Below are 21,358 nucleotides of genomic sequence, written 5' to 3' on the forward strand. Positions count from 1 at the left end.
CGGTGACACACGCTGCGAAGCAGCAGCGCGGACCGAGTCGGCCGAAGGCACGACGAGACTTCGAACCTTCGAATAACCGGCCGGACTCGGTTTATACAGAAAAAGGGCTGCTCAAAGAGCAGCCCCTTTTCTGTATGAAAAGAGCGCGAGACGGGATTCGAACCCGCGACCCCAACCTTGGCAAGGTTGTACTCCACCCCTGAGCCACTCGCGCATAAAGAGCAGGTGATGGGAATCGAACCCACGTATCCAGCTTGGAAGGCTGGTGTTCTACCATTGAACTACACCTGCAGATATTCATTTAACAGCAGTCCGTTTTCCGAACGCAAAGCGAATTATACTATAGGCGGGGGAACTGTGTCAAGCGTTTTTTTTATTCGGGAAAATTTCTAAAATTTGCAAAAATTTCCTGTCCGGATTGCAAGAACAGGGGCAGGCCGAACCCTCGGCCTGCCCTGCGTCAAATAGAAACATTAGTACAAAATGCTGCCCTGAGGCAATTAGTAATTCTCAGCACGTACCTCAAAGAATGCCTGGGGATGTTTGCATACGGGACAGAGCTTCGGAGCTTCTGTTCCAATGACAATATGCCCGCAGTTTCTGCATTCCCAGATAGTAACACCGGCCTTCTTAAATACCTCCAGATCCTCGACATTTTTAAGAAGTTTGCGATAGCGCTCTTCGTGTGTTTTCTCGATTGCCGCTACGCCGCGGAAACGCTCGGCAAGTTCATGGAAGCCTTCTTCGTCAGCCTCCTTTGCCATGCGGTCATACATATCTGTCCACTCATAGTTTTCCCCGGCTGCACCTGCTTCCAGATTTTCTGCCGTATTGCCAAGCAGGCCGAGTTCCTTGAACCAAAGCTTGGCATGCTCTTTTTCATTATCTGCGGTTTTTTCAAAAAGGGCAGCGATCTGCTCATAGCCCGCTTTTCTGGCCGCGGAGGCAAAAAAGGTGTATTTGTTCCTAGCCTGAGATTCTCCGGAAAAAGCCTCCAGTAAATTTTTTTCTGTTTTTGTTCCTGCATACTTGTTAGCCATAAAATCCTCCTAAAAAATAATAATAGTAATCATTACTGATATATGAATCATAGCATTCTCTTTTTTCGTTGTCAAATACTTTTTGAATAATTTCAGCGTTATTTTTTGAGAAATTTCAGCGGTATCTTTCAGGAAATTCTGCTGACTGCACCCCGAGGATTCCTGCTCCGGCGGAAAGACGGTATGTTCCTTGCAGATTCCGGAAAGATTCGGTATGATGGTATCGCTTTTATCGGTTGTCGGGTTTCAGGACATTTTAAGGGTAAAGAGGTAATTCAGTGTCAGAGATAGATCAGAGCAAAATCAGAAATTTCAGTATTGTGGCCCATATTGATCACGGAAAATCCACGCTGGCGGACAGGATTATAGAGATGACGGGTCTGTTGACCAGCAGGGAAATGCAGAGCCAGGTTCTGGATAATATGGAACTGGAACGGGAGCGCGGCATTACCATCAAGGCGCAGGCATGCCGGATTATCTATAATGCGCAGGACGGACAGGAGTATATTCTGAATATGATAGATACTCCCGGACATGTTGATTTTAATTATGAAGTTTCCCGCAGCCTGGCGGCCTGCGACGGGGCAGTTCTTGTGGTAGACGCCACGCAAGGAGTGGAGGCGCAGACACTGGGCAATGTCTATCTGGCGCTGGACGATGATCTGGAAATTGTCCCGGTTATCAATAAAATCGATCTGCCCAGTGCGGATCCGCAGAGAGTGATTGAGGAGATCGAGGACATCATCGGGATTGAGGCGCAGGACGCCCCACAGATTTCCGCAAAGACCGGGGAGCATGTGGATCAGGTTCTGGAGGCCATTGTCCGCAAAATTCCCGCGCCAAAAGGGGACAGGAACGCACCGCTGAAAGCGTTGATTTTTGATTCTGTCTATGATTCCTATAAGGGAGTTATTATCTCCGTGCGGATTATGGACGGAAAAGTCCGCCGGGGAAGCAGGATTAAAATGATGGCTACCGGGGCGGTGGAGGAAGTGGTAGAGGTCGGATACTTTGGCCCCGGCCAGTTTATTCCCTGTGACGAGCTGGATGCCGGAATGGTCGGCTATATTACGGCAAGCATTAAAAATGTGTCCAGCACGCGGGTCGGAGATACGGTGACAGAAGCGGACCGACCCTGTGAAAAGGCGCTTCCCGGTTATAAAAAGGTTCAGCCAATGGTTTACTGTGGGATTTATCCGGCGGATTCCGCGAAATACCAGGATCTTCGGGATGCGCTGGAAAAGCTTCAGTTGAACGATGCATCTTTGTCTTATGAGCCGGAGACCTCTGCGGCGCTTGGATTTGGATTCCGGTGCGGTTTCCTGGGACTGCTTCATCTGGAGGTCGTTCAGGAAAGGCTGGAGCGTGAATACGATCTGGATCTGGTTACTACGGCTCCGGGTGTTGTCTACCGGGTGCATAAAACAGATGGAAGCATGATGGAGCTGACAAATCCGTCTAATCTTCCGGATCCTTCCGAGATTGATTATATGGAAGAACCTGTGGTCAGGGCGGAGATTATGGTCACGACGGAATTTGTCGGTTCAATCATGCAGCTGTGCGAGGAGCGGCGCGGGGTCTATATCGGCATGGATTATATGGAACAGACACGGGCAGTGCTTCACTACCGGCTGCCTCTGAACGAGATTATCTATGATTTCTTTGACGCGCTGAAGTCACGTTCCAGGGGATACGCCTCGCTGGATTACGAGCTGGACGGCTACCAGCGAAGTGACCTTGTAAAGCTTGACATTCTTGTGAATAAAGAAACTGTAGATGCCCTTTCTTTCATCGTGTTCGCGGATTCTGCCTATGAAAGAGGCCGTAAAATGTGTGAAAAGCTGAAGGAAGAGATTCCCCGCCAGCTTTTTGATATACCAATCCAGGCGGCGGTCAATTCCAGGATTATTGCCAGAGAGACCGTGAAAGCCCTGCGCAAAGATGTCCTGGCGAAGTGCTACGGCGGGGATATTTCCCGGAAGAAGAAACTTCTGGAAAAACAGAAGGAAGGAAAGAAGAAGATGCGTCAGATCGGAAGTGTAGAGATTCCGCAAAAGGCATTTCTGAATGTCCTCAAGCTGGATGACCAGTAAAAAACAAGGGCAGTAAGAGAAAGGAAATTGTTTTGCCGGAGCAGTTTGGTGTCAGCGGAAACCCGCGCGGGAAGAAAAAACAGGAGATAGAGCTGTATCTTCATCTCCCGTTCTGTGTAAAAAAGTGTGCTTACTGCGATTTTCTGAGTTTCCCTTCCGGGGCAGAGGCGCAGGACGCATATGTAGAGGCCCTGAAGGGAGAGATCCGGGATTATTTCGCGGAGATGGAAGAAAAAGACAGAACAGAATACCGCCTGCGCAGTGTTTTTATCGGAGGGGGTACGCCGTCTCTGCTTCCCGCGGATCAGATTGCCGGAATCCTGGCTGAAATCCGGAGGGTGCTGCCGGGTACTGTTTCTGTGGAAGGCTCGTGCGAGATTACCATAGAGGCAAACCCGGGAACGCTGAATCTGCAGAAACTTACGCTGTACCGGGATTCCGGAATCAACCGGATTTCCATCGGCTGTCAGTCGGCGGATGACGGGGAACTGGAAGTACTGGGGAGAATCCACAGCTTTGCGGATTTCCGGGAAAGCTTCAGCCTTGCCAGAGAGGCAGGGTTTGAAAACATAAATGTAGACCTGATGTCAGGCCTTCCCGGACAGACACTGCAGGGCTGGGAAAAGACGCTCCGGACAGTGGCGGAGTACGGGCCGGAGCATATCTCCGCCTACAGCCTGATTCTGGAAGAGGGAACGCCGCTGTTCCGCAGGTATGCGGGGAAAGACGCAAAAGATGCCGTTCCCCCGCTGCCGGACGAAGAGGTGGAGAGGGAGATGTACCAGCGCACAGAAGAAATTCTGCGGGAGTACGGCCTCTGCCGCTATGAAATTTCCAATTACGCAAAACCGGGATATGAGTCTTTACATAATATCGGCTACTGGAACGGAACCCTTTATAAAGGCTTCGGACTGGGAGCCGCTTCCCTTCTTCCCGGAAGCGGGCTCTCTTTTGGAGGGAGGACAGAAGGAACGGGTGAAATCCGTCTGCGTGTCCGAAATACAGAGGATCTGGACCGTTATCTGGACAGCCCTTCCTCCTGCGGCCGGGTGGAGGAGCGTCTGACAAAGAAGGATCAGATGGCGGAATTTATGATTCTCGGTTTCCGGATGATCCGGGGGATATCGCTATTGGAATTCAGGGAAAGGTTTGACAGGGATCTGGAAGACGTGTATGGTTCTGTGCTGCAAAAGCAGCAGAAGGACGGCCTGGTGGAACGGCGCGGCGGAAACCTGCGTCTGACAGCGCGCGGGCTGGATCTCGCCAATCTTGTCATGGAGGAGTATCTTTAAGAAGCAGGCTGCTCCCGGGTATTATTGTCTGTGCGGCGGCACAGAAGAAAGAAGAGTTTTGATGACTGAAAAAAACGCGCGCCGGTTTATCCGTATCCGCGGCGCGGCTGAAAATAATCTGAAAAATATTGATCTGGATATTCCCAGAGATGAACTGGTTGTGCTTACCGGCCTTTCCGGGTCCGGAAAAAGCTCACTGGCCTTTGATACGATCTACGCAGAAGGACAGCGCAGATATATGGAGAGCCTTTCCTCCTACGCCAGACAGTTTCTGGGGCAGATGGAAAAGCCGAATGTGGAGAGTATCGAAGGACTTCCGCCGGCTATTTCCATTGACCAGAAGTCCACGAACAGGAATCCCCGCTCTACGGTCGGTACAGTGACGGAAATCTATGATTATTTCCGCCTTCTGTATGCGCGGGTAGGTATCCCGCACTGCCCGAAGTGCGGAAGAGTGATCAGCAGGCAGACGGTGGATCAGATGGTAGATCTGATTATGGCCATGCCGGAGAGAAGCCGGATCCAGCTTCTCGCACCTGTGGTCCGGGGCAGGAAGGGGAGACATGAAAAGGTTCTGGAGCAGGCAAAGCGCTCCGGCTACGTCCGTGTCCTGATTGACGGGAGCCAGTATGAGCTCTCGGAGGAAATCCGGCTGGATAAGAACCTGAAGCATAATATTGCCATTATTGTGGACCGGCTGATTGTCAAGCCGGGATTTGAGAAGAGACTGACAGATTCCATTGAAAATGTCCTGCAGCTTTCCGGAGGGCTGCTGGAGGTGGAGGATATGAAGGATCAGTCCGTTCATACCTTCAGCCAGAGCTTTTCCTGTCCGGACTGCGGGATCAGCATTGATGAGATCGAACCCAGAAGCTTCTCTTTTAATAATCCCTTCGGCGCCTGCCCGGAGTGTACCGGCCTGGGCTACCGGATGGAATTTGCGGAGGAACTGATGATTCCGGATCCGTCCCGCTCTATTGATGACGGCGCAATTGCGGTCCTGGGCTGGCAGTCCAGTACACAGAAGGGCAGCTTTACCCGCTGTATGCTGGAGGCGCTGGCAGAGGAATATAAGTTCCGCCTGGATGTTCCGTTTCAGTCCTATCCGAAAAAAATTCATGATATTCTGATCTACGGCACCGGAGGACATTCGGTACAGGTGCATTACAAGGGACAGAGAGGAGAGGGCGTTTACGATGTGGTCTTTGAAGGCCTGATCAAAAACGTGGAACGCCGCTATCGGGAGACGGGCTCGGAAAGCACGAGGCAGGAGTATGAAAATTTTATGCGGATCACACCTTGTCCTGTCTGCCACGGTCAGAGACTGAAGGCCTCTTCCCTGGCGGTAACGGTTGCGGATAAAAATATTTATGAGGTGACAAACCTTTCTGTGGAAAAACTGCTGGAATTTCTGGACAGCATCAGGCTCTCGGACTATCAGATGATGATCGGAAAGCAGATCCTGAAGGAAATCCGTTCCCGCGTCAGCTTTCTGAATGATGTCGGGCTGGATTATCTGACGCTTGCGCGTTCTACCGGGTCGCTGTCAGGGGGAGAGGCGCAGCGAATTCGTCTGGCCACGCAGATCGGTTCCGGACTGGTCGGAGTCGCCTATATTCTGGATGAGCCGAGCATCGGCCTTCATCAGCGGGACAATGGGAAGCTTCTCGCAACGCTGAAGCACCTCCGGGATCTGGGAAACAGTGTGATTGTCGTGGAGCATGACGAGGAAACCATGCGCGCGGCGGACTATGTGGTGGATATCGGTCCCGGAGCCGGCGAGCACGGCGGCGAAGTGGTGGCGGCAGGAACCGCAGAGGATATCATGAAATGTGAGAGGTCTGTCACCGGGCAGTACCTGAGCGGGAAACGGAAGATTCCGGTTCCGGAGAAGAGAAGAACCCCGTCCGGGTGGCTCACGGTCACAGGCGCCAGGGAGCATAATCTGAAGAATATTACCGTGAAATTCCCGCTTGGCGTGATGACCTGTGTGACTGGCGTGTCCGGGTCGGGAAAGAGTTCGCTGGTCAATGAGATCCTCTACAAGAGGCTGCAGCGGGATCTGAACCGCGCACTGGTGATTCCGGGAGAGCATAAGGATATTCTGGGAGAGAACCAGCTGGATAAGGTGATCGCGATTGACCAGTCGCCCATCGGGAGGACGCCGAGATCCAATCCGGCCACCTACTGCGGGGTTTTCGATATGATCCGCGATCTGTTCGCGTCGACGCCGGACGCGAAGGCAAGAGGGTATAAGAAGGGAAGGTTCAGCTTTAATGTCAAGGGTGGCCGCTGTGAGGCGTGCTCCGGAGACGGTATTATTAAGATTGAGATGCATTTCCTTCCGGATGTGTATGTCCCCTGTGAGGTGTGCGGAGGAAAACGCTACAACCGGGAAACCCTGGATGTGAAGTACAAGGGAAAAAGTATTTATGATGTGCTGAACATGACGGTAGAGGAGGCGCTGGACTTTTTCGCCCCGGTTCCGTCCATCAGACGGAAGATACAGACGCTTTACGATGTGGGGCTGTCCTACATCCGTCTGGGCCAGCCCTCTACAGAGCTGTCCGGAGGAGAGGCGCAGAGGGTAAAGCTGGCTACGGAGCTGTCCAAAAAAAGTACAGGGAGAACCGTCTACATTCTTGACGAACCCACAACGGGTCTTCATTTCGCGGATGTGGACAAGCTGGTTTCTATTCTGCAGCGGCTGACGGACGGCGGCAATACGGTCATTGTAATCGAACATAATCTGGACGTGATTAAGACGGCGGATTATATTATTGATATGGGACCGGAAGGCGGCGACAGGGGCGGCACGGTGATTGCCAAGGGCACACCGGAGCAGGTGGCGGAGTGCAAAGACTCCTACACCGGACAGTATATCCGGGAGATGCTGAAGAATGCCTGAGCGCCGGCAGGATGGAGCCGGACCGGGATGACCGGTTTCCGGCGGAACGGAACGTCACGTCTCATCGGGAGCAGACGGCGCATCCATACGGCGCGTCCGTGGGGAAGGAACCCGCGCAAGGACAAGAAACAGGGGAGCAACCGGGGAAGGGAGTTATTATGCCGGCAGCGACAGATATCGGAATTGATCTGGGAACATCTACAATCGTGGTCTATGTAAAAGGGAAGGGCATTATCCTGCGGGAACCGGCGCTGGCTGCCTTTGATAAGGATAAAAATATGGTTGTCGCCTTCGGGGACGAGGCGCTGAACCGTCTGGAGCATAATTCCGGCAATCTGCTTGCGCTCCATCCGCTGAAGGGGGGAGTGATCTCGGATTTTCTGGTCACAGAAAAGATGCTGCAGTATTTTATCCAGAAATCTATGGGACATTTCCGGCTTTTCAAGCCGCATATTGTGCTCTGCATCCCCAGCGGCGTCACAGAAATCGAAAAGCGTGCGGTGGAGGAGGCTGCTTATCAGGCAGGCGCCAGAGATGTGGTTCTGGTGCCGGAGCCGGTGGCGGCTGCCATGGGTGCCGGCATCGATGTGCTCCGGCCCAGCGGGAGCATGGTGGTCAGTGTGGGAGGCGGAATTACGGAAATCGCCGTCATCTCACTGGCCGGCATCGTGGTTTCGCAGTCCATCCAGGTGGGCGGGGACAGCTTTGACCAGGCGGTACTCCAGTATGTCAGGGATGTCTACGGGCTGTTTATCGGAGAGCAGACAGCCGAGGAAATTAAAATTCATATCGGCACGGCGGACCGGGAAAAAAGACTGGATCACGCGGAAATCCGCGGCAGGGACATTCATACCGGCACGCCCCGCACGATAAGTATGACCAGCGGGCAGGTACGGGAGGCTGTGGAAAAGCCGGTCCGGCAGATTTCGGACGCCGTGCACGCGGTTCTGGAGAGGACGCCCCCGGATCTTGCCGCGGATATCGCGGAGAGAGGAATTCTTCTGGCAGGAGGAGGCGCCCAGCTGAACGGATTGACAGAGGTTATTCACAAGGATACGGGGATCGCGGTCATGCTGGCGGAAAATCCGGAAACTGCGGTCGCCCGCGGCACCGGTGTCTATATCCGGAACATCAATGTCATGGATAAAACCTATCACGTCTGAGGATGGGGCTGCAGGAAGGCTTATGGATAAAGTAGAGGGCTATATTGAACACATCATTTTCCGGAATGAGGAAAATGGCTATACCGTGCTGAATCTCAGCATGCGGGACGAGGAAGTGACGGTTCTCGGCACGGCCCCTTCGGTGAATGAGGGGGAGTATATGCGTGCCGAGGGAGAGTACACGGTGCATCCCACGTACGGCAGGCAGTTCCGGGCCTCTCACTGCGAGGTCACCGTTCCTTCCGGCGGCGCCGCGCTGGAGCGTTACCTGGGAAGCGGCGCCATCAAGGGAGTCGGGCCGGCACTGGCCGCCCGGATTCTTAAAAAATTCGGCGATGATACACTCCGGATTATGGAGGAGGAGCCGGAGCGGCTGTCCGAGGTTAAGGGGATCAGCGAGAGAAAGGCGCAGGAAATCGCCGGACAGGTGGAAGAAAAAGCGCAGATGCAGAATGCACTGATTTTCTTATCACAGTATGGGGTTTCTCTCAGCCTCGGCGTAAAAATCTATAACCAGTATCAGGACAGACTGTATCAGGTACTTCGGGAAAATCCGTACAAGCTGGCGGAAGACATCCGGGGAGTGGGATTTAAGATTGCGGATGAGATTGCCGGAAAGGTCGGCATCCGCGCGGATTCGGAGTTCCGGATCCGGAGCGGCCTGTACTTTACACTTCGGGAAGCCTCCGCGCAGGGGCACCTGTATCTGCCAAAGGAAGAGCTGCTGCGGCGCGCTTCTGATCTTCTGGGGACGGATGCCGGACAGATGGAAAAATATCTGACGGATCTTGTCATCGAAAAAAAGCTGACCCTGAAAACACAGGGACAGGACGTCTTGGTATACACTTATCAGAATTATTTTCTTGAATTGAATACGGCCAGAATGCTGCAGGATCTGAACCTGAGGACCGGCGAGGATTCGCGGAGAATTGAGGAACGGATTGCAGGTATTGAGAAGCAGGATAAAATCCGTCTGGATGAGATGCAGAAAAAGGCAGTGGCCGCGGCGGCGCAGAACGGCCTCCTCATACTGACCGGGGGACCGGGGACGGGAAAGACGACTACCATAAATACCATGATCCGTTATTTTGAAGCGGAGAATCTTTCTATCCTGCTCGCGGCGCCCACAGGGCGGGCGGCCAAGCGTATGACGGAGGCCACCGGCTGCGAGGCTTCCACCATTCACCGGATGCTGGAGGTGAACGGCGGGATGGTCGAGGAGGATCAGGAAGAACCCGCCCGGTTTGAGCGGAACGCGGAAAATCCGCTGGAGGCGGATGTCATTATTATTGATGAGATGTCCATGGTGGACATTTATCTGATGCATGCCCTCCTCTCTGCAGTTGTTCCCGGTACCAGGCTGATCTTGGTAGGCGACCGCAACCAGCTTCCCAGCGTAGGACCCGGCAGTGTGCTGCGCGATATAATCCGTTCCGGGGCATTTCCTGTTATTACGCTGCAGCATATTTTCCGTCAGGCACAGGAGAGCGATATTATTGTCAATGCGCACCGGATCCACGCCGGCCAGAGTATTTCACTGGACAATAAAAGCCGGGATTTCTTTTTTCTTCAGAGAAACGATGTACTTGTAATCAAGCGGATTCTTCTTTCGCTGGTCAGCGACAAGCTTCCGAGATATACCGGATCCGAGATATCCGACATCCAGGTGCTCTCTCCCATGCGGAAGGGGGAGCTGGGAGTAGAAAAACTGAATGCCTTTCTGCAGAAATACCTGAATCCTCCGGCTCCCGGAAAAACAGAGAAAATAACGGGAGACACTTGTTTCCGGGAAGGGGACAAGGTCATGCAGATCCGGAATGACTACCAGCTGGAGTGGGAGATTCGCGGCAGATACGGCATTGTCGCCCAGAGAGGAACCGGCGTGTTTAACGGAGACACCGGTATGATTCGGACAATCAGCCCGCAGCTGGAAACCTTAACGGTTGAATTTGAAGACAGCAAAATGGTCGACTACACGTTTAAGCAGCTGGATGAGCTGGAACTGGCCTATGCCACCACGGTTCATAAGGCACAGGGAAGCGAATTTCCGGCAGTCGTCATCCCGCTGCTGGGAGTGCCGCACATGCTGATGACCAGAAACCTGATCTACACAGCGGTCACCCGCGCAAGAAAATGTGTGGTCCTGGTTGGCAGCGCGGAGATTTTTCGGGAGATGGTTGCCAATCCGACGGAAGAAAACCGTTATACGACTCTCGCGGAAAGAATCCGGGAAATCGGTTCGGAACAGATAAGAGGAGAAGAGTGACCAGACAGGACGAAGGAAGAAAAACTGCAGGAAAGACAGCAGAAAAAACAGCAGAAAGAGCAGGGGGAAGAATCCGGGAACGGATTCTGTCTGCGGTGTATCCCAGAAGGTGTCCGCTTTGTGACGGAATCCTGTCAGGCGGGGAACCCTTTCTCTGCAGGAAATGCGCCGGGAAGGTGCGGTTTATCCGGGGACCGGTGTGTATGAAGTGCGGAGCCCCTCTTGCGGAGCAGCAGGAGTACGGCGCGGAATCCCGGGAAGACCAGGCCTCTGACAGGGGTTTCCGAGAGGGACAGGAGCGCGGCGCTGATTTCAGGAAGGAGAAAAATTCCGGGCAGGGCTGCAGGGAAATCCTGCTGCCGGAAGAGTCGGCGGAATTCTGTCCGAAATGCAAGGCCGTGCCGCATGCCTTTGTGCAGGGATTCGCGCCGTTTCTTTACCGGGGCGAGATCCGTCAGTCCCTGATGCGCCTGAAATACGGGAACCGGGCCGAGTATGCCCGGTTTTTCGGAAAGGCGCTGGCTGTCTACGGACAGCCCTGGCTGGAGCAGTGGAACGTGCAGCTGCTGGTTCCTGTTCCGGTTCATCCGTCCAGAGAGCGCAGAAGAGGCTACAATCAGGCCGCGGAGATTGCGCGGGTCCTGGGAAAAGAAATTCATGTTCCCGTGGAGGAGGACGGCGTCTGCCGCGTAAAGAATACAAAGCCGCAGAAGGAGCTGACGGGTCGGATGCGCCGCAGAAACCTGCAGGGGGCGTTTCAGGTCCGGGCAGGAACCCGGATGCCTGCCCGTGTGCTGATTGTCGATGATATTTTTACCACCGGGGCAACGGTGGACGAGCTTGCTCGTACCCTGTACGAATCCGGGGCGCAGGAGGTGTATGCCGCCTGTGCCAGCATGGATTAATACTTTCGTAACAGAAGGAAGTGTGCTAGAATAAATCCACATGCCGGCCACAGCCGGAACGGAAGGGGATTTCCTATGATTGATGAAAAACGGCTGTATCAGATGATCAGCCTTGCCCGGTTTGAAAATAAAAACAGGGATAAGGCGCTCCGCATCAGCAGGACCTATCAGAATGACTATATTGCCATGTCGCTTCTGGGTAATTTTGTTCTTACTACAGTTGCCTATATTCTGGCGCTTGTGCTGTTTGCCATGTATAACATGAATTTTCTTCTGGCCAATCTGAACGACCTGAATTTCAGGCCGATGCTGGCTGTGGTCATTATTGTCTATCTGATCGTGCTGGGCGTGTTTTCGGTCATTTCATACACGAGGGCAAAGCTCCGCTATGTCCGCGCGCAGGCAAGGATGGCCGAATATCAGAGACAGCTGCGCAGGCTGTACAAAATGTACAAGGACGAGGAACAGCTCGACACGATCCGCAAAAACTGGGGGAGAAAAAATCGAGATGAATAACGCTTTGGCAAATTTCCGCGAACAGGTGAAAGAGCTGTACGCGAACTATGATGTGTATATCCGGCCGCTGCTGAAATTCGCGCTGGCGCTGATTATTTTCATGTCCATCAACAATGAGCTGGGCTATCTGACCATCCTGAACAGTCTGTTCGTCATTGTGATTCTGGCTGTGATCTGTTCGATCCTGCCGGTTAACGGAACGGTAGTGATCGGTGTCCTTTTGATTATTGCGCACTGCTTCGGGCTGGGCGTGGAGGTCGGCGGTTTCGCGCTGATTATCTACCTGATCATGATTATTCTGTACTTCCGGTTTAATTCCAGGGATTCCCTGATCCTGCTTCTTACGCCGGTGGCCTTCCGGCTGCATATGCCGGCGGCTGTTCCGATCGGGGCGGGGCTGCTCCGCGGGCCTTTATCCACCATCTCTGTTGTGTGCGGGCTGATCTCTTACGAGTTCATCCATGTGGTGAAGACGGATATTGAGCCGATGAAGAATACCGCTTCCGGCACATCAAATCTGCTGGATGTCCTGGAGGCGATGCCGCAGAAGCTGCTTTCTCAGGAAATCATTATGCAGCTGATTACCTTTGTCGTCGTGATGCTGGCGGTCATGGTCATCCGGAGGCTGATTACGGTTTACTCCTGGGAGACGGCCATTGTTGTCGGAACCATTCTCTATTTGTTTCTGAATATCGCCGGATCCTTTATTCTGGGAATGGGAACAGACATTGTCACGCTGGTGGCTGGAGCGGTCCTCTCTCTGGCTGTCTGTCTGGTCCTCAAGCTGTTTTTCTATTTCCCGGATTACGCGGGAAGCGAGTACCTGGAGTTTGAGGATGATAAATACTACTATAAGGTCAAGGTTATCCCCAAGGTCCTTCCCAGAAAGAAATCCTTCCGGGAGGACGAGGACGCGGAAGACGGGGAAGGAGAGGACAACTCTTTTCTGGATGATGACACACAGGAGACGGAGGACGACGGCCTGACCGTTGAGGACCGGCATTTCGGCGCTGTCCGCGGCCCGGAGGCGGAAAAAACAATCCGGATGCCTTCGGAAGAGCAGATCGAGTCCTGGATCAGCCAGGAAAACAGAGGAAAAACGCTGGGGAAAAAGCCGGATATTGGCGGAGAGACGATTCAGCTTACGGAAATCCATAAGAAGCCGAGGGAGGAAGAAACCATCGATCAGTTCCGTGAACGTCTGGAAGCCTCTATGCGGGCGCAGAAGAAAACGGCATCTTCTGACAGGAATCAGGAGGGATCCGGAAAAGATTAAGACGTGGAATTGCAGAATTCTCTCAGGAAAGGAGTGGTAATACGGTGGACGCTGTACTTGGGTGGCTGCAAATCAATGTATTATCCTGGCTGAAGCCGCCAAAGACCATACAGGTGATTGATATCGTACAGATCGCGCTGATTGCCTGGCTGGTCTACCGTATGATTCTCTGGATGAAAAATACCAGGGCATATACGCTCCTGCGGGGAATTCTGTTTATTCTGGCCTTTGTGGTGCTTGCCAACCTTCTGAATATGGAGGTTATTGTATGGCTGATGGGCAACCTGAGTGTTGTGGCGTTTACAGCGGTTGTCATTATTTTCCAGCCGGAGCTGCGAAAAGCGCTGGAGCAGATGGGACACAGCAATTTTGTGAATTCGCTGATGGCGATCAACCGCTCCCCGGAGGAAAACAAGCGCTTCAGCGACCATACCGTCAGTGAGCTGGTAAGGGCCTGCTTTGAGATGAGCGAGGTTAAGACAGGAGCCCTTATCGTCCTGGAGAGGGAAACTCATCTCTACGAGTATGAGAATACCGGGATTCCCCTGGACGCTGTGGTCTCCAGCCAGCTCCTTGTGAATATTTTTGAACATAACACACCGCTGCATGACGGCGCGGTCATTATTCGCGAGAACCGGATTGCGGCGGCAACCTGCTACCTGCCTCTTTCTGACAACATGGATCTGAGCAAAAAGCTGGGAACCCGTCACCGTGCCGGTGTCGGCATCAGCGAGCAGAGTGACTGCTTTGTCCTCATTGTCTCGGAGGAAACGGGGGCTGTTTCCTACGCGCAGAGCGGAAGACTCCACGCGGCTGTGTCGCCCAGTGAACTGCGCCGGGCGCTTCAGGAGGCTCAGAAGATCTATGACGACAGTGCCAGAATCCTGAAAAAGGGGAGGAAACGGAATGGGATCTAGATTTCTAGCTAAACTGAAGGAAAATCTGGGTCTTAAACTGCTCTCTGTCCTGATTGCGGTTGTGATCTGGTATGTGGTTGTAGATGTCAACGACCCGGTGGAGACGGAGTCCTACAGTGTAAAGATCACGGTGGAAAATGACTCCTATATTTCCAACGGGAAGCAGGTGTACCATATTGATGACAGCTATAAGACGGTAACGGTTTATCTGAAGGGCAACCGTTCTGTCCTGAAGAATATCAGCGCGGAGGATATTACGGTTACGGCGGATCTGACACAGATTGTGGACATGGATACGGATCCGGTCATGGTTCCGCTGTCCGCGTCGTGTCCGGGGATTTCCGCTTCCAATATTACACTTTCCAGACAGGCAATACCGATCACCATCGAGACGGTGGACAGCAGGGAGTTCCCGGTTACGGTGGATGTCGGGGATTCGGAGCCCGGAACAAATTATGAGGTCGGCACGACAACGCCGAATCCGGAAAAAGTGGTGATTACGGGAGCTGCGTCCATTGTAGACAGCATTGATACGGTTGTCGCAAAGATTGATGTTACAGGAATGACCCAGAACGGGACGAAGGCCGCGACGCTGGTTATCTCGGATACCAGCGGAAAACAGCTGTCCGAAGAGACAATCGCGGATGACCTGACCTTTGACGGAGGCGTGCCGGATGTAACGGTCTATGTGGAACTCTGGAAAAAGGTGTCCGGGGTGACTCTGGATGTGCAGTATTCGGGGACGCCTGCAAAGGGGTACAATGTAAATTCTGTCTCCACGACGCCCCAGACCGTAACGCTGGTAGGAGACGACGAGGCGGTAGCCGAGCTCGGGGCGGAGGGAAACAAGCTGACCATACCCGCGGACATGATTTCGGTCAGCGGCGCATCCTCGGATGTCACCGCGGAAATCAACCTGGCGGATATTCTGCCCGACAACATGCGTGTCGCGGAAAATACCTCCGGCACAGTTTCCGTGACCATACAGGTTCTTTCAGACGGAAGCCGGGAGTTTTCGATTGATGTAGACAACATCGAGGTGGATGATCTGAGCGACAGCCTGAGCATCTCTTACGATCAGACAACGGTGGCCGTTATTGTGACAGGCACGAAGAGTGTGGTGGATGCCATGACGGCCAGTGACATAAAAGTCTCGATAGACGCCAGAAATCTGGAGGAGGGGGATATGGATGTCACCCTGAATGTATCTCTTCCGACAGGGGTAAGTCTGTCCGAGCCGGTAAATATGAAGGTGCATGTAAAAGCGAAAGCGACGCCTACCGCGACGGAAACCCCGTCATCCGCGGCCGGCTGACGCCCTGCGGACTCCCCGGCAGAGGGAGCCGTGAATCAGGAAAAGGGATGTGAGAAGCAGGCGATGATCAGGAAGACAGTAAAAATCACAGATCCCATGGGACTTCATCTGCGGCCGGCCGGAAAGCTGTGCGAGGAGGCGGTCCGTTTTCAGAGCAGGATCACCCTGGAGTACAGCAGAGAGGGAGCGCTCTGTACCGCGAATGCGAAAAGCGTCCTTGGCATTCTTGCGGCCTGCATCGGGCGGGGAGAGACCATTGCCGTCTGCTGTGACGGACCGGATGAGGAAGAGGCGGCCAGGGAGATCCTGAAGCTTTTTGACGAGATGGAGCAGTCCTGCTGATCCGTTTCGGGAGGATTGCGGGAGCACGAAACGCGCAATAATCCGCAAGGATACTTTTACAAAGGAGATCAGTTCGTATGTGTGGAATAGTTGGATTTACCGGGGAGACACAGGCGGCGCCCATTCTTCTGGACGGGCTGGAGAAGCTGGAATACCGCGGCTATGATTCTGCGGGACTGGCGGTGTATGACGGAAAAAAAATAAATGTCGCCAAGGCAGTCGGCCATCTGGAGGTGCTGTATAATCAGACACACGGAGGCTCCACGCTTCCGGGAACCTGCGGAATCGGGCATACCCGCTGGGCGACGCACGGGGAGCCGTCGGTATGCAACGCGCATCCGCATACCAACAAGGACAAGACGATTGCGGTTGTCCATAACGGCATTATCGAGAATTATCTGTATTACAAGAAGTATCTGATGAAAAAGGGCTACGAATTTGTCTCTGATACAGATACAGAGGTGATTGTCCATCTTCTGGATTATTATTATAAGGGGAATCCGCTGGAGACCATTACCACGGTTCTCAGCCGCCTGGAAGGCTCCTATGCGCTGGGAATTCTGTTCGCGGACTGTCCCGGAGAGATTTTTGCGGCCAGAAAAGACAGCCCTCTGATTGTCGGGGCGGCCGAGAACGCCGGCTTTATCGCCTCCGATGTGCCGGCCATACTGAAATATACAAGAACGGTCTACTATCTGCAGAATGAGGAGATCGCCCATCTGAAGGGCGGGGAAATCCATTTCTATAATATCGACGGGGACGAAGTGCAGAAGGAGCCCCGCAAGATCGACTGGGATATCCACGCGGCGGAAAAGGAAGGCTATCCGCACTTCATGCTGAAGGAGATGAACGAGGAGCCGAAGGCTGTCTCCGATACGCTCAGTCCCAGGATCAAGGATGGGAAGATCGTCATAGACGAGCTGAATATGACGGACGAACAGATACGCGCGGTGAAAAAAATATTTATCGTAGCCTGCGGATCTGCCTATCATACGGGAGTGACCGGAAAATACGTCATGGAAGGACTGGCGCGTATCCCAGTAGAGGTGGATCTGGCATCCGAGTTCCGCTACCGGAATCCGATTCTGGAAGAGGGCACGCTTGTCATTGTGATCAGCCAGTCCGGGGAGACGGCGGATTCCCTTGCCGCGCTCCGCGAAGCAAAAAGCAGGGGAATTGCCACGCTGGGTATTATTAATGTCGTGGGAAGCTCTATCGCCAGGGAGGCAGATAACGTCATGTACACCTGGGCCGGGCCGGAGATTGCCGTTGCGACGACCAAGGCGTACAGTACGCAGCTGATTGCGCTCTATCTTCTCAGTATTCATTTCGCGGAGGTCAGAGGAAAGATCAGTGCTGACCAGACGGCCGGAATGATTGAGGACCTGAAGCAGCTTCCGGAACAGATTTCCATGCTGCTCAGCCACCAGACCAGCATTCAGAAATTCGCGAACCGCTATCTGGCTGCCGAACATGTATTTTTCATCGGGCGCGGAATAGACTATGCCATTTCTCTGGAGGGTTCGCTGAAGCTGAAGGAAATTTCTTATATCCATTCCGAGGCATACGCGGCCGGAGAGCTGAAGCACGGGACCATCAGCCTGATTGAAGACGGGCGTCTGGTTGTCGCCGTTATGACGCAGCCGCAGCTGTTTAAGAAGACGCTCAGCAACGTGGTGGAAGTGAAGAGCCGGGGGGCATTTGTCATGGCGGTCACCACCGTGGGAAATACAGAGGTGGAAAAGGTGGCTGATTATGTCATCTATATTCCTGAGACGAATCCGTATTTCGCGAATTCTCTCGCGATTATCCCCCTGCAGCTGTTCGGGTATTATGTGTCCATCGGAAGGGGACTGGATCCCGATAAGCCGAGGAATCTTGCAAAGTCCGTAACGGTAGAGTAAGACAGGACTTTTCAATTTCACAATTATCAGATATACTTATTCCCTGTAACCGGATTCCGTAAAATGCCGGAATCCGGACCGGGGCTTTGCAGGGAGCCCGGAAATTCAACTGGAGAAGGAGTCAGGTATCATGAGTCAGGAAAAGGTTGACGCATACAAGAAGGAAAAGAAAAACCGTCAGAAAATCATGAAAAAGGAGAAATGGGTACGCCGGCTTGAAATTTTCGGCACGCTGGCGGTTCTGGTGGTATTGATCGGCTGGTTCAGTGTGGCAGTTTATCACAACGTAACAGCGAACGAAGAAGCCAGTGCGGCGAACGTAACGACAGAGCTGCATCTGGACGCTGTGGATGAGTATAACCAGAAGCTGAGCGAGGCACAGAGTGCCGGTACGGTTGCCGCCTCTTCGGACCAGTCCGGCGAGTCGGTTACGGCGTCTTCCTCCGCGCAGGAAGCAAACACGGACTCTGTGGTATCTGCGTCCTGATCATTCGGAAAAGAACAGAAAAGAGCGGGCTGTATGGCCCGCTCTTTTGTGAAATGCTGAGTTAAAGCTGTATTACCGCTTTCTTTTATCAGAAAAAATGATCAAAGCTTAACAACATTGGCAGCCTGCATTCCCTTTTTGCCTTCTACAAGGTCATAGGTCACTTCCTGGCCGTCTGTAAGGGTCTTGTATCCGTCACCCTGGATAGCAGAGAAATGTACAAATACATCCTGTCCATCCTCTCCGGTGATGAAACCGTATCCCTTCTCAGCTTTGAACCATTTAACAGTTCCCTTGTTCATTTTGAAGTACCTCCATACTTGCGTAAAAGTGTTAAAAAAACTGTGTTAAGTATAGTCATTTTCTGGCTAAATTGTCAAGAGATTTCTGGACATTCTGCGCATCATCTGCGGGGCCGCAGACCCTGTTCTTGAAAAGCGCCTGCCCTTCCATTATACTGTGGGGTAAGAAAAGAAGGGATAATTTATGAGTTCTATTTTAATAAAAAACGGAAGAATTCTGGATCCGGCAGTCGGAAGAGATGAGGTCGGCGATCTTTTTCTGAAGGACGGTGTGATCGCGGAACTGCCGGGCAGTCCTGCGGGAACAAAAGACGAAACGCGCGTCCGGGGGAAAAAGAATTCCGGAACAGTTTCGCTGCCGGAAGATACGGTGGTTCTGGATGCTTCCGGCTGCTATGTCATGCCCGGACTGATTGACATGCATGTTCATCTGCGGGATCCCGGACAAACCTGGAAGGAGGATGTCTCCAGCGGGTCCAGGGCCGCCGCCGCAGGGGGATTTACCACCATTGTGGCTATGCCGAACACAAGGCCGACGATCGATTCCCCGGACCGCGTGGATTATGTGCGGAATAAGGCAGCGCATGTCGCGCCGGTTCATGTCCTGCAGGCCGGTTCTGTCACCAAAGGGCTGAAAGGCGAGGAGCTTTCGGATATCCGGGGCATGGCTGCACACGGGATTCCGGCGATCAGCGAGGACGGCCGTTCCGTCATGAATGCCAGGCTCTGCAGGGAGGCAATGGAAATTGCCGCGGAGCTGCATCTGCCTTTTCTGGATCACTGTGAGGATGCCGCTCTGGTAAACGGAGGATGTGTGAACGAGGACAGCTTTTCCAGGAAAGAGCACCTGAAGGGAATATCCAATTCCGTGGAGGATGTGATAGCGGCACGGGATATTCTTCTGGCGGGAGAAACCGGGGCGCAGCTGCACCTGTGCCATTGCTCCACGAAACTCAGCTATCAGATGCTGAAGCGGGCAAAGGAGCAGGGCTTTTCTGTCAGCGGCGAGGTCTGCCCGCATCATTTTACACTTACAAGCGCGGACCGGATTCCGGGAGATACCAATTACAAGATGAATCCGCCCCTCCGGACGGGGGAGGACAGGGAAGCGCTTCTCCAGGGGCTGGCGGACGGAACCTTTGAGGTGATCAGCACCGATCATGCGCCCCACACGGCGGAGGAAAAACAGCAGCCCATGGACCGGGCGCCCTTTGGCATTGTCGGCCTGGAGACCTGTGTGCCGCTGACAGTCACGCAGCTCGTGAAAAAGGGCATTCTGACGCCGCTGCAGATGGCGGAGAAGCTGAGCGGGAACCCGGCACGCCTGCTGCATCTGGAGGACAGAGGTTCCCTGGAGGCGGGGAAGGCGGCCGATGTCACGATTATCAATCCGGAAGAGGAGTATTGCATTGACGCGGGAAAATTCTATTCGCGCGGGCGGAATACTCCCTTTGACGGAATGAAGGTCTCCGGCCGGGTCAGAGTTACCATCTGCGGGGGAAAAATCGTTTACCGTGATGGAAGGCTGTATGGCTGAAGTTGCAGAAACGCAGACCGGCGCGGGTTTCGGAGCGCAGCAAAACAGAGAGACAGAGAAAAGGAAAAACAGAGATAAAGGAGACAGAAGATGATAGACAGGCTGGTTAACCGGATCAAAAAGCTTCAGGCGCCGGTTGTCGTGGGACTGGACCCCATGCTTTCCTATGTGCCGGAACAGGTGCAGAAGAAGGCGTTTCAGGAATACGGAGAGACGCTGGAGGGGGCGGCGGAGGCCGTCTGGCAGTTTAATAAGGCGATTGTGGACGCTACCTGTGACCTGATTCCCGGAGTAAAGCCGCAGGCAGCCATGTATGAGCAGTTTGGGGTGCCGGGAATGGCGGCGTTTGAAAAAACCGTTTCCTACTGCCAGTCCAAGGGATTGCTGGTCATCGGGGATATCAAGAGAGGTGACATCGGCTCTACCTCCGCGGCTTACGCCGCGGGCCATCTGGGAAGCGTCCAGGTGGGGAGCAGAAGCCTGGAAGGGTTTCATGAGGATTTTGCCACTGTCAACCCCTACCTGGGCAGCGACGGCATCGAACCGTTCCTGCAGGTCTGCAGAGAGCATAAAAAGGGGATTTTTGTCCTGGTCAAGACATCCAATCCTTCCAGCGGGGAATTCCAGGACCAGCTGGTGGACGGCCGCCCGCTCTATGAACTGGTAGGGGAAAAGGTCGCGTCCTGGGGCGAGAGCTTCTGCGGTGAGGAGTACAGCTATGTGGGTGCTGTTGTGGGAGCAACCTATCCGGAAATGGGAAGGGTTCTCCGGAAAATCATGCCGAAGGCCTACATTCTCGTGCCCGGCTACGGCGCCCAGGGAGGCACGGCGGAAGATTTGAAGCCGTTCTTTAATAAGGACGGGCTTGGAGCAGTTGTCAATTCTTCCAGAGGAATCATCTGTGCCTGGAAAAATGAAAAATATCAGAAATTCGGTCCGGAAAACTATGCGGATGCGAGCCGGCAGGCAGTTCTCGACATGATCGGGGATATCCGAAGCATCCTGTAAGAATCTGTACCCCGCAGGAGGACGGCGGCAGTTTTGAGGCTGCACGCCGCCCGGATAAGGGAGAACACCGGCAGTGAGCTGAAGACC

Annotated in this window: 17 protein-coding genes and 2 tRNA genes; 15 read left to right on the forward strand and 4 right to left on the reverse strand. The window is 53.5% G+C overall.

Going from position 1 to position 21,358, the window contains the following annotated elements; all coding sequences use genetic code 11:
* Positions 1-142: 142 nt before the first annotated feature.
* The 3 genes from FYJ60_RS07935 to rbr form a co-directional block, all read right to left on the reverse strand.
* Positions 143-214: transfer RNA gene (locus tag FYJ60_RS07935), tRNA-Gly, on the reverse strand.
* A 6-nt stretch (positions 215-220) separates the two neighbouring features.
* Positions 221-291: transfer RNA gene (locus FYJ60_RS07940), tRNA-Gly, on the reverse strand.
* A 209-nt stretch (positions 292-500) separates the two neighbouring features.
* Complete coding sequence (gene rbr / locus FYJ60_RS07945) at positions 501-1,040, reverse strand: rubrerythrin (protein WP_154458146.1); 540 nt, start codon at positions 1,038-1,040, stop codon at positions 501-503.
* Positions 1,041-1,318: 278 nt separating this feature from the next.
* On the opposite strand from rbr, the gene lepA reads away from it, so the two are divergent.
* The 13 genes from lepA to FYJ60_RS08010 all read left to right on the forward strand — a co-directional run bounded on the left by lepA (position 1,319) and on the right by FYJ60_RS08010 (position 18,424).
* The gene (gene lepA, locus FYJ60_RS07950) at positions 1,319-3,133 is read left to right on the forward strand and encodes a translation elongation factor 4 (RefSeq protein ID WP_330579148.1); all 1,815 of its coding nucleotides are present in this window, start codon (positions 1,319-1,321) and stop codon (positions 3,131-3,133) included.
* A 32-nt stretch (positions 3,134-3,165) separates the two neighbouring features.
* Positions 3,166-4,425, forward strand: a complete 1,260-nt coding sequence (hemW, locus tag FYJ60_RS07955) for a radical SAM family heme chaperone HemW (protein WP_154458147.1) — start codon at positions 3,166-3,168, stop codon at positions 4,423-4,425.
* Positions 4,426-4,486: 61 nt separating this feature from the next.
* On the forward strand, positions 4,487-7,333 hold the full coding sequence (uvrA, locus tag FYJ60_RS07960) for an excinuclease ABC subunit UvrA (RefSeq protein WP_154458148.1): 2,847 nt from the start codon (positions 4,487-4,489) through the stop codon (positions 7,331-7,333).
* 158 nt (positions 7,334-7,491) lie between these two features.
* Positions 7,492-8,496 carry a rod shape-determining protein gene (gene mreB, locus FYJ60_RS07965; RefSeq protein ID WP_154458149.1) on the forward strand — a complete coding sequence of 335 codons (1,005 nt, stop codon included), beginning with the start codon at positions 7,492-7,494 and terminating at the stop codon, positions 8,494-8,496.
* A gap of 22 nt (positions 8,497-8,518) precedes the next feature.
* The gene (gene recD2 / locus FYJ60_RS07970) at positions 8,519-10,762 is read left to right on the forward strand and encodes an SF1B family DNA helicase RecD2 (protein ID WP_154458150.1); all 2,244 of its coding nucleotides are present in this window, start codon (positions 8,519-8,521) and stop codon (positions 10,760-10,762) included.
* Positions 10,759-11,667, forward strand: a complete 909-nt coding sequence (locus FYJ60_RS07975) for a ComF family protein (RefSeq protein ID WP_154458151.1) — start codon at positions 10,759-10,761, stop codon at positions 11,665-11,667. Before recD2 ends, FYJ60_RS07975 begins: the two co-directional genes overlap by 4 nt.
* A 75-nt stretch (positions 11,668-11,742) precedes the next feature.
* Complete coding sequence (locus FYJ60_RS07980) at positions 11,743-12,183, forward strand: hypothetical protein (RefSeq protein ID WP_154458152.1); 441 nt, start codon at positions 11,743-11,745, stop codon at positions 12,181-12,183.
* Entirely contained in the window at positions 12,176-13,459 is a 1,284-nt protein-coding gene (locus FYJ60_RS07985; RefSeq protein ID WP_154458153.1) for a hypothetical protein, read from the forward strand. The genes FYJ60_RS07980 and FYJ60_RS07985 overlap by 8 nt, the downstream gene beginning before the upstream one ends.
* Before the next feature lie 44 nt (positions 13,460-13,503).
* Entirely contained in the window at positions 13,504-14,376 is an 873-nt protein-coding gene (cdaA, locus tag FYJ60_RS07990; protein ID WP_330579149.1) for a diadenylate cyclase CdaA, read from the forward strand.
* On the forward strand, positions 14,366-15,691 hold the full coding sequence (locus FYJ60_RS07995) for a CdaR family protein (protein WP_154458154.1): 1,326 nt from the start codon (positions 14,366-14,368) through the stop codon (positions 15,689-15,691). The genes cdaA and FYJ60_RS07995 overlap by 11 nt, the downstream gene beginning before the upstream one ends.
* 30 nt (positions 15,692-15,721) lie before the next feature.
* The gene (locus FYJ60_RS08000) at positions 15,722-16,033 is read left to right on the forward strand and encodes an HPr family phosphocarrier protein (protein WP_330579150.1); all 312 of its coding nucleotides are present in this window, start codon (positions 15,722-15,724) and stop codon (positions 16,031-16,033) included.
* 77 nt (positions 16,034-16,110) lie between these two features.
* On the forward strand, positions 16,111-17,937 hold the full coding sequence (gene glmS / locus FYJ60_RS08005; protein WP_154458155.1) for a glutamine--fructose-6-phosphate transaminase (isomerizing): 1,827 nt from the start codon (positions 16,111-16,113) through the stop codon (positions 17,935-17,937).
* Positions 17,938-18,067: 130 nt separating this feature from the next.
* Positions 18,068-18,424 carry a hypothetical protein gene (locus FYJ60_RS08010; protein ID WP_154458156.1) on the forward strand — a complete coding sequence of 119 codons (357 nt, stop codon included), beginning with the start codon at positions 18,068-18,070 and terminating at the stop codon, positions 18,422-18,424.
* A 101-nt stretch (positions 18,425-18,525) separates the two neighbouring features.
* Here FYJ60_RS08010 and FYJ60_RS08015 read toward each other — a convergent pair whose 3' ends face one another.
* A complete protein-coding gene (locus tag FYJ60_RS08015; protein WP_154458157.1) occupies positions 18,526-18,726 on the reverse strand; it encodes a cold-shock protein in 201 nt (66 codons plus the stop codon).
* A 184-nt stretch (positions 18,727-18,910) separates the two neighbouring features.
* On the opposite strand from FYJ60_RS08015, the gene FYJ60_RS08020 reads away from it, so the two are divergent.
* The gene (locus FYJ60_RS08020) at positions 18,911-20,263 is read left to right on the forward strand and encodes a dihydroorotase (protein ID WP_154458158.1); all 1,353 of its coding nucleotides are present in this window, start codon (positions 18,911-18,913) and stop codon (positions 20,261-20,263) included.
* Between the two features lie 90 nt (positions 20,264-20,353).
* Positions 20,354-21,271 carry an orotidine-5'-phosphate decarboxylase gene (gene pyrF, locus FYJ60_RS08025; RefSeq protein ID WP_154458159.1) on the forward strand — a complete coding sequence of 306 codons (918 nt, stop codon included), beginning with the start codon at positions 20,354-20,356 and terminating at the stop codon, positions 21,269-21,271.
* Positions 21,272-21,358: the final 87 nt, after the last annotated feature.

Origin of the sequence: Bilifractor porci (assembly GCF_009696005.1) — a bacterium.
Classification (GTDB): domain Bacteria; phylum Bacillota; class Clostridia; order Lachnospirales; family Lachnospiraceae; genus Bilifractor; species Bilifractor porci.

Coding starts and splice junctions, on each gene's coding strand:
- FYJ60_RS07980 (WP_154458152.1), top strand. CDS start 11,743: ATGATTGATGAAAAACGGCTGTATCAGATGATCAGCCTTGCCCGGTTT.
- glmS (WP_154458155.1), top strand. CDS start 16,111: ATGTGTGGAATAGTTGGATTTACCGGGGAGACACAGGCGGCGCCCATT.
- FYJ60_RS08020 (WP_154458158.1), top strand. CDS start 18,911: ATGAGTTCTATTTTAATAAAAAACGGAAGAATTCTGGATCCGGCAGTC.
- FYJ60_RS07995 (WP_154458154.1), top strand. CDS start 14,366: ATGGGATCTAGATTTCTAGCTAAACTGAAGGAAAATCTGGGTCTTAAA.
- pyrF (WP_154458159.1), top strand. CDS start 20,354: ATGATAGACAGGCTGGTTAACCGGATCAAAAAGCTTCAGGCGCCGGTT.
- mreB (WP_154458149.1), top strand. CDS start 7,492: ATGCCGGCAGCGACAGATATCGGAATTGATCTGGGAACATCTACAATC.
- FYJ60_RS07985 (WP_154458153.1), top strand. CDS start 12,176: ATGAATAACGCTTTGGCAAATTTCCGCGAACAGGTGAAAGAGCTGTAC.
- FYJ60_RS08010 (WP_154458156.1), top strand. CDS start 18,068: ATGAGTCAGGAAAAGGTTGACGCATACAAGAAGGAAAAGAAAAACCGT.
- FYJ60_RS08015 (WP_154458157.1), bottom strand. CDS start 18,726: ATGAACAAGGGAACTGTTAAATGGTTCAAAGCTGAGAAGGGATACGGT.
- recD2 (WP_154458150.1), top strand. CDS start 8,519: ATGGATAAAGTAGAGGGCTATATTGAACACATCATTTTCCGGAATGAG.
- rbr (WP_154458146.1), bottom strand. CDS start 1,040: ATGGCTAACAAGTATGCAGGAACAAAAACAGAAAAAAATTTACTGGAG.
- uvrA (WP_154458148.1), top strand. CDS start 4,487: ATGACTGAAAAAAACGCGCGCCGGTTTATCCGTATCCGCGGCGCGGCT.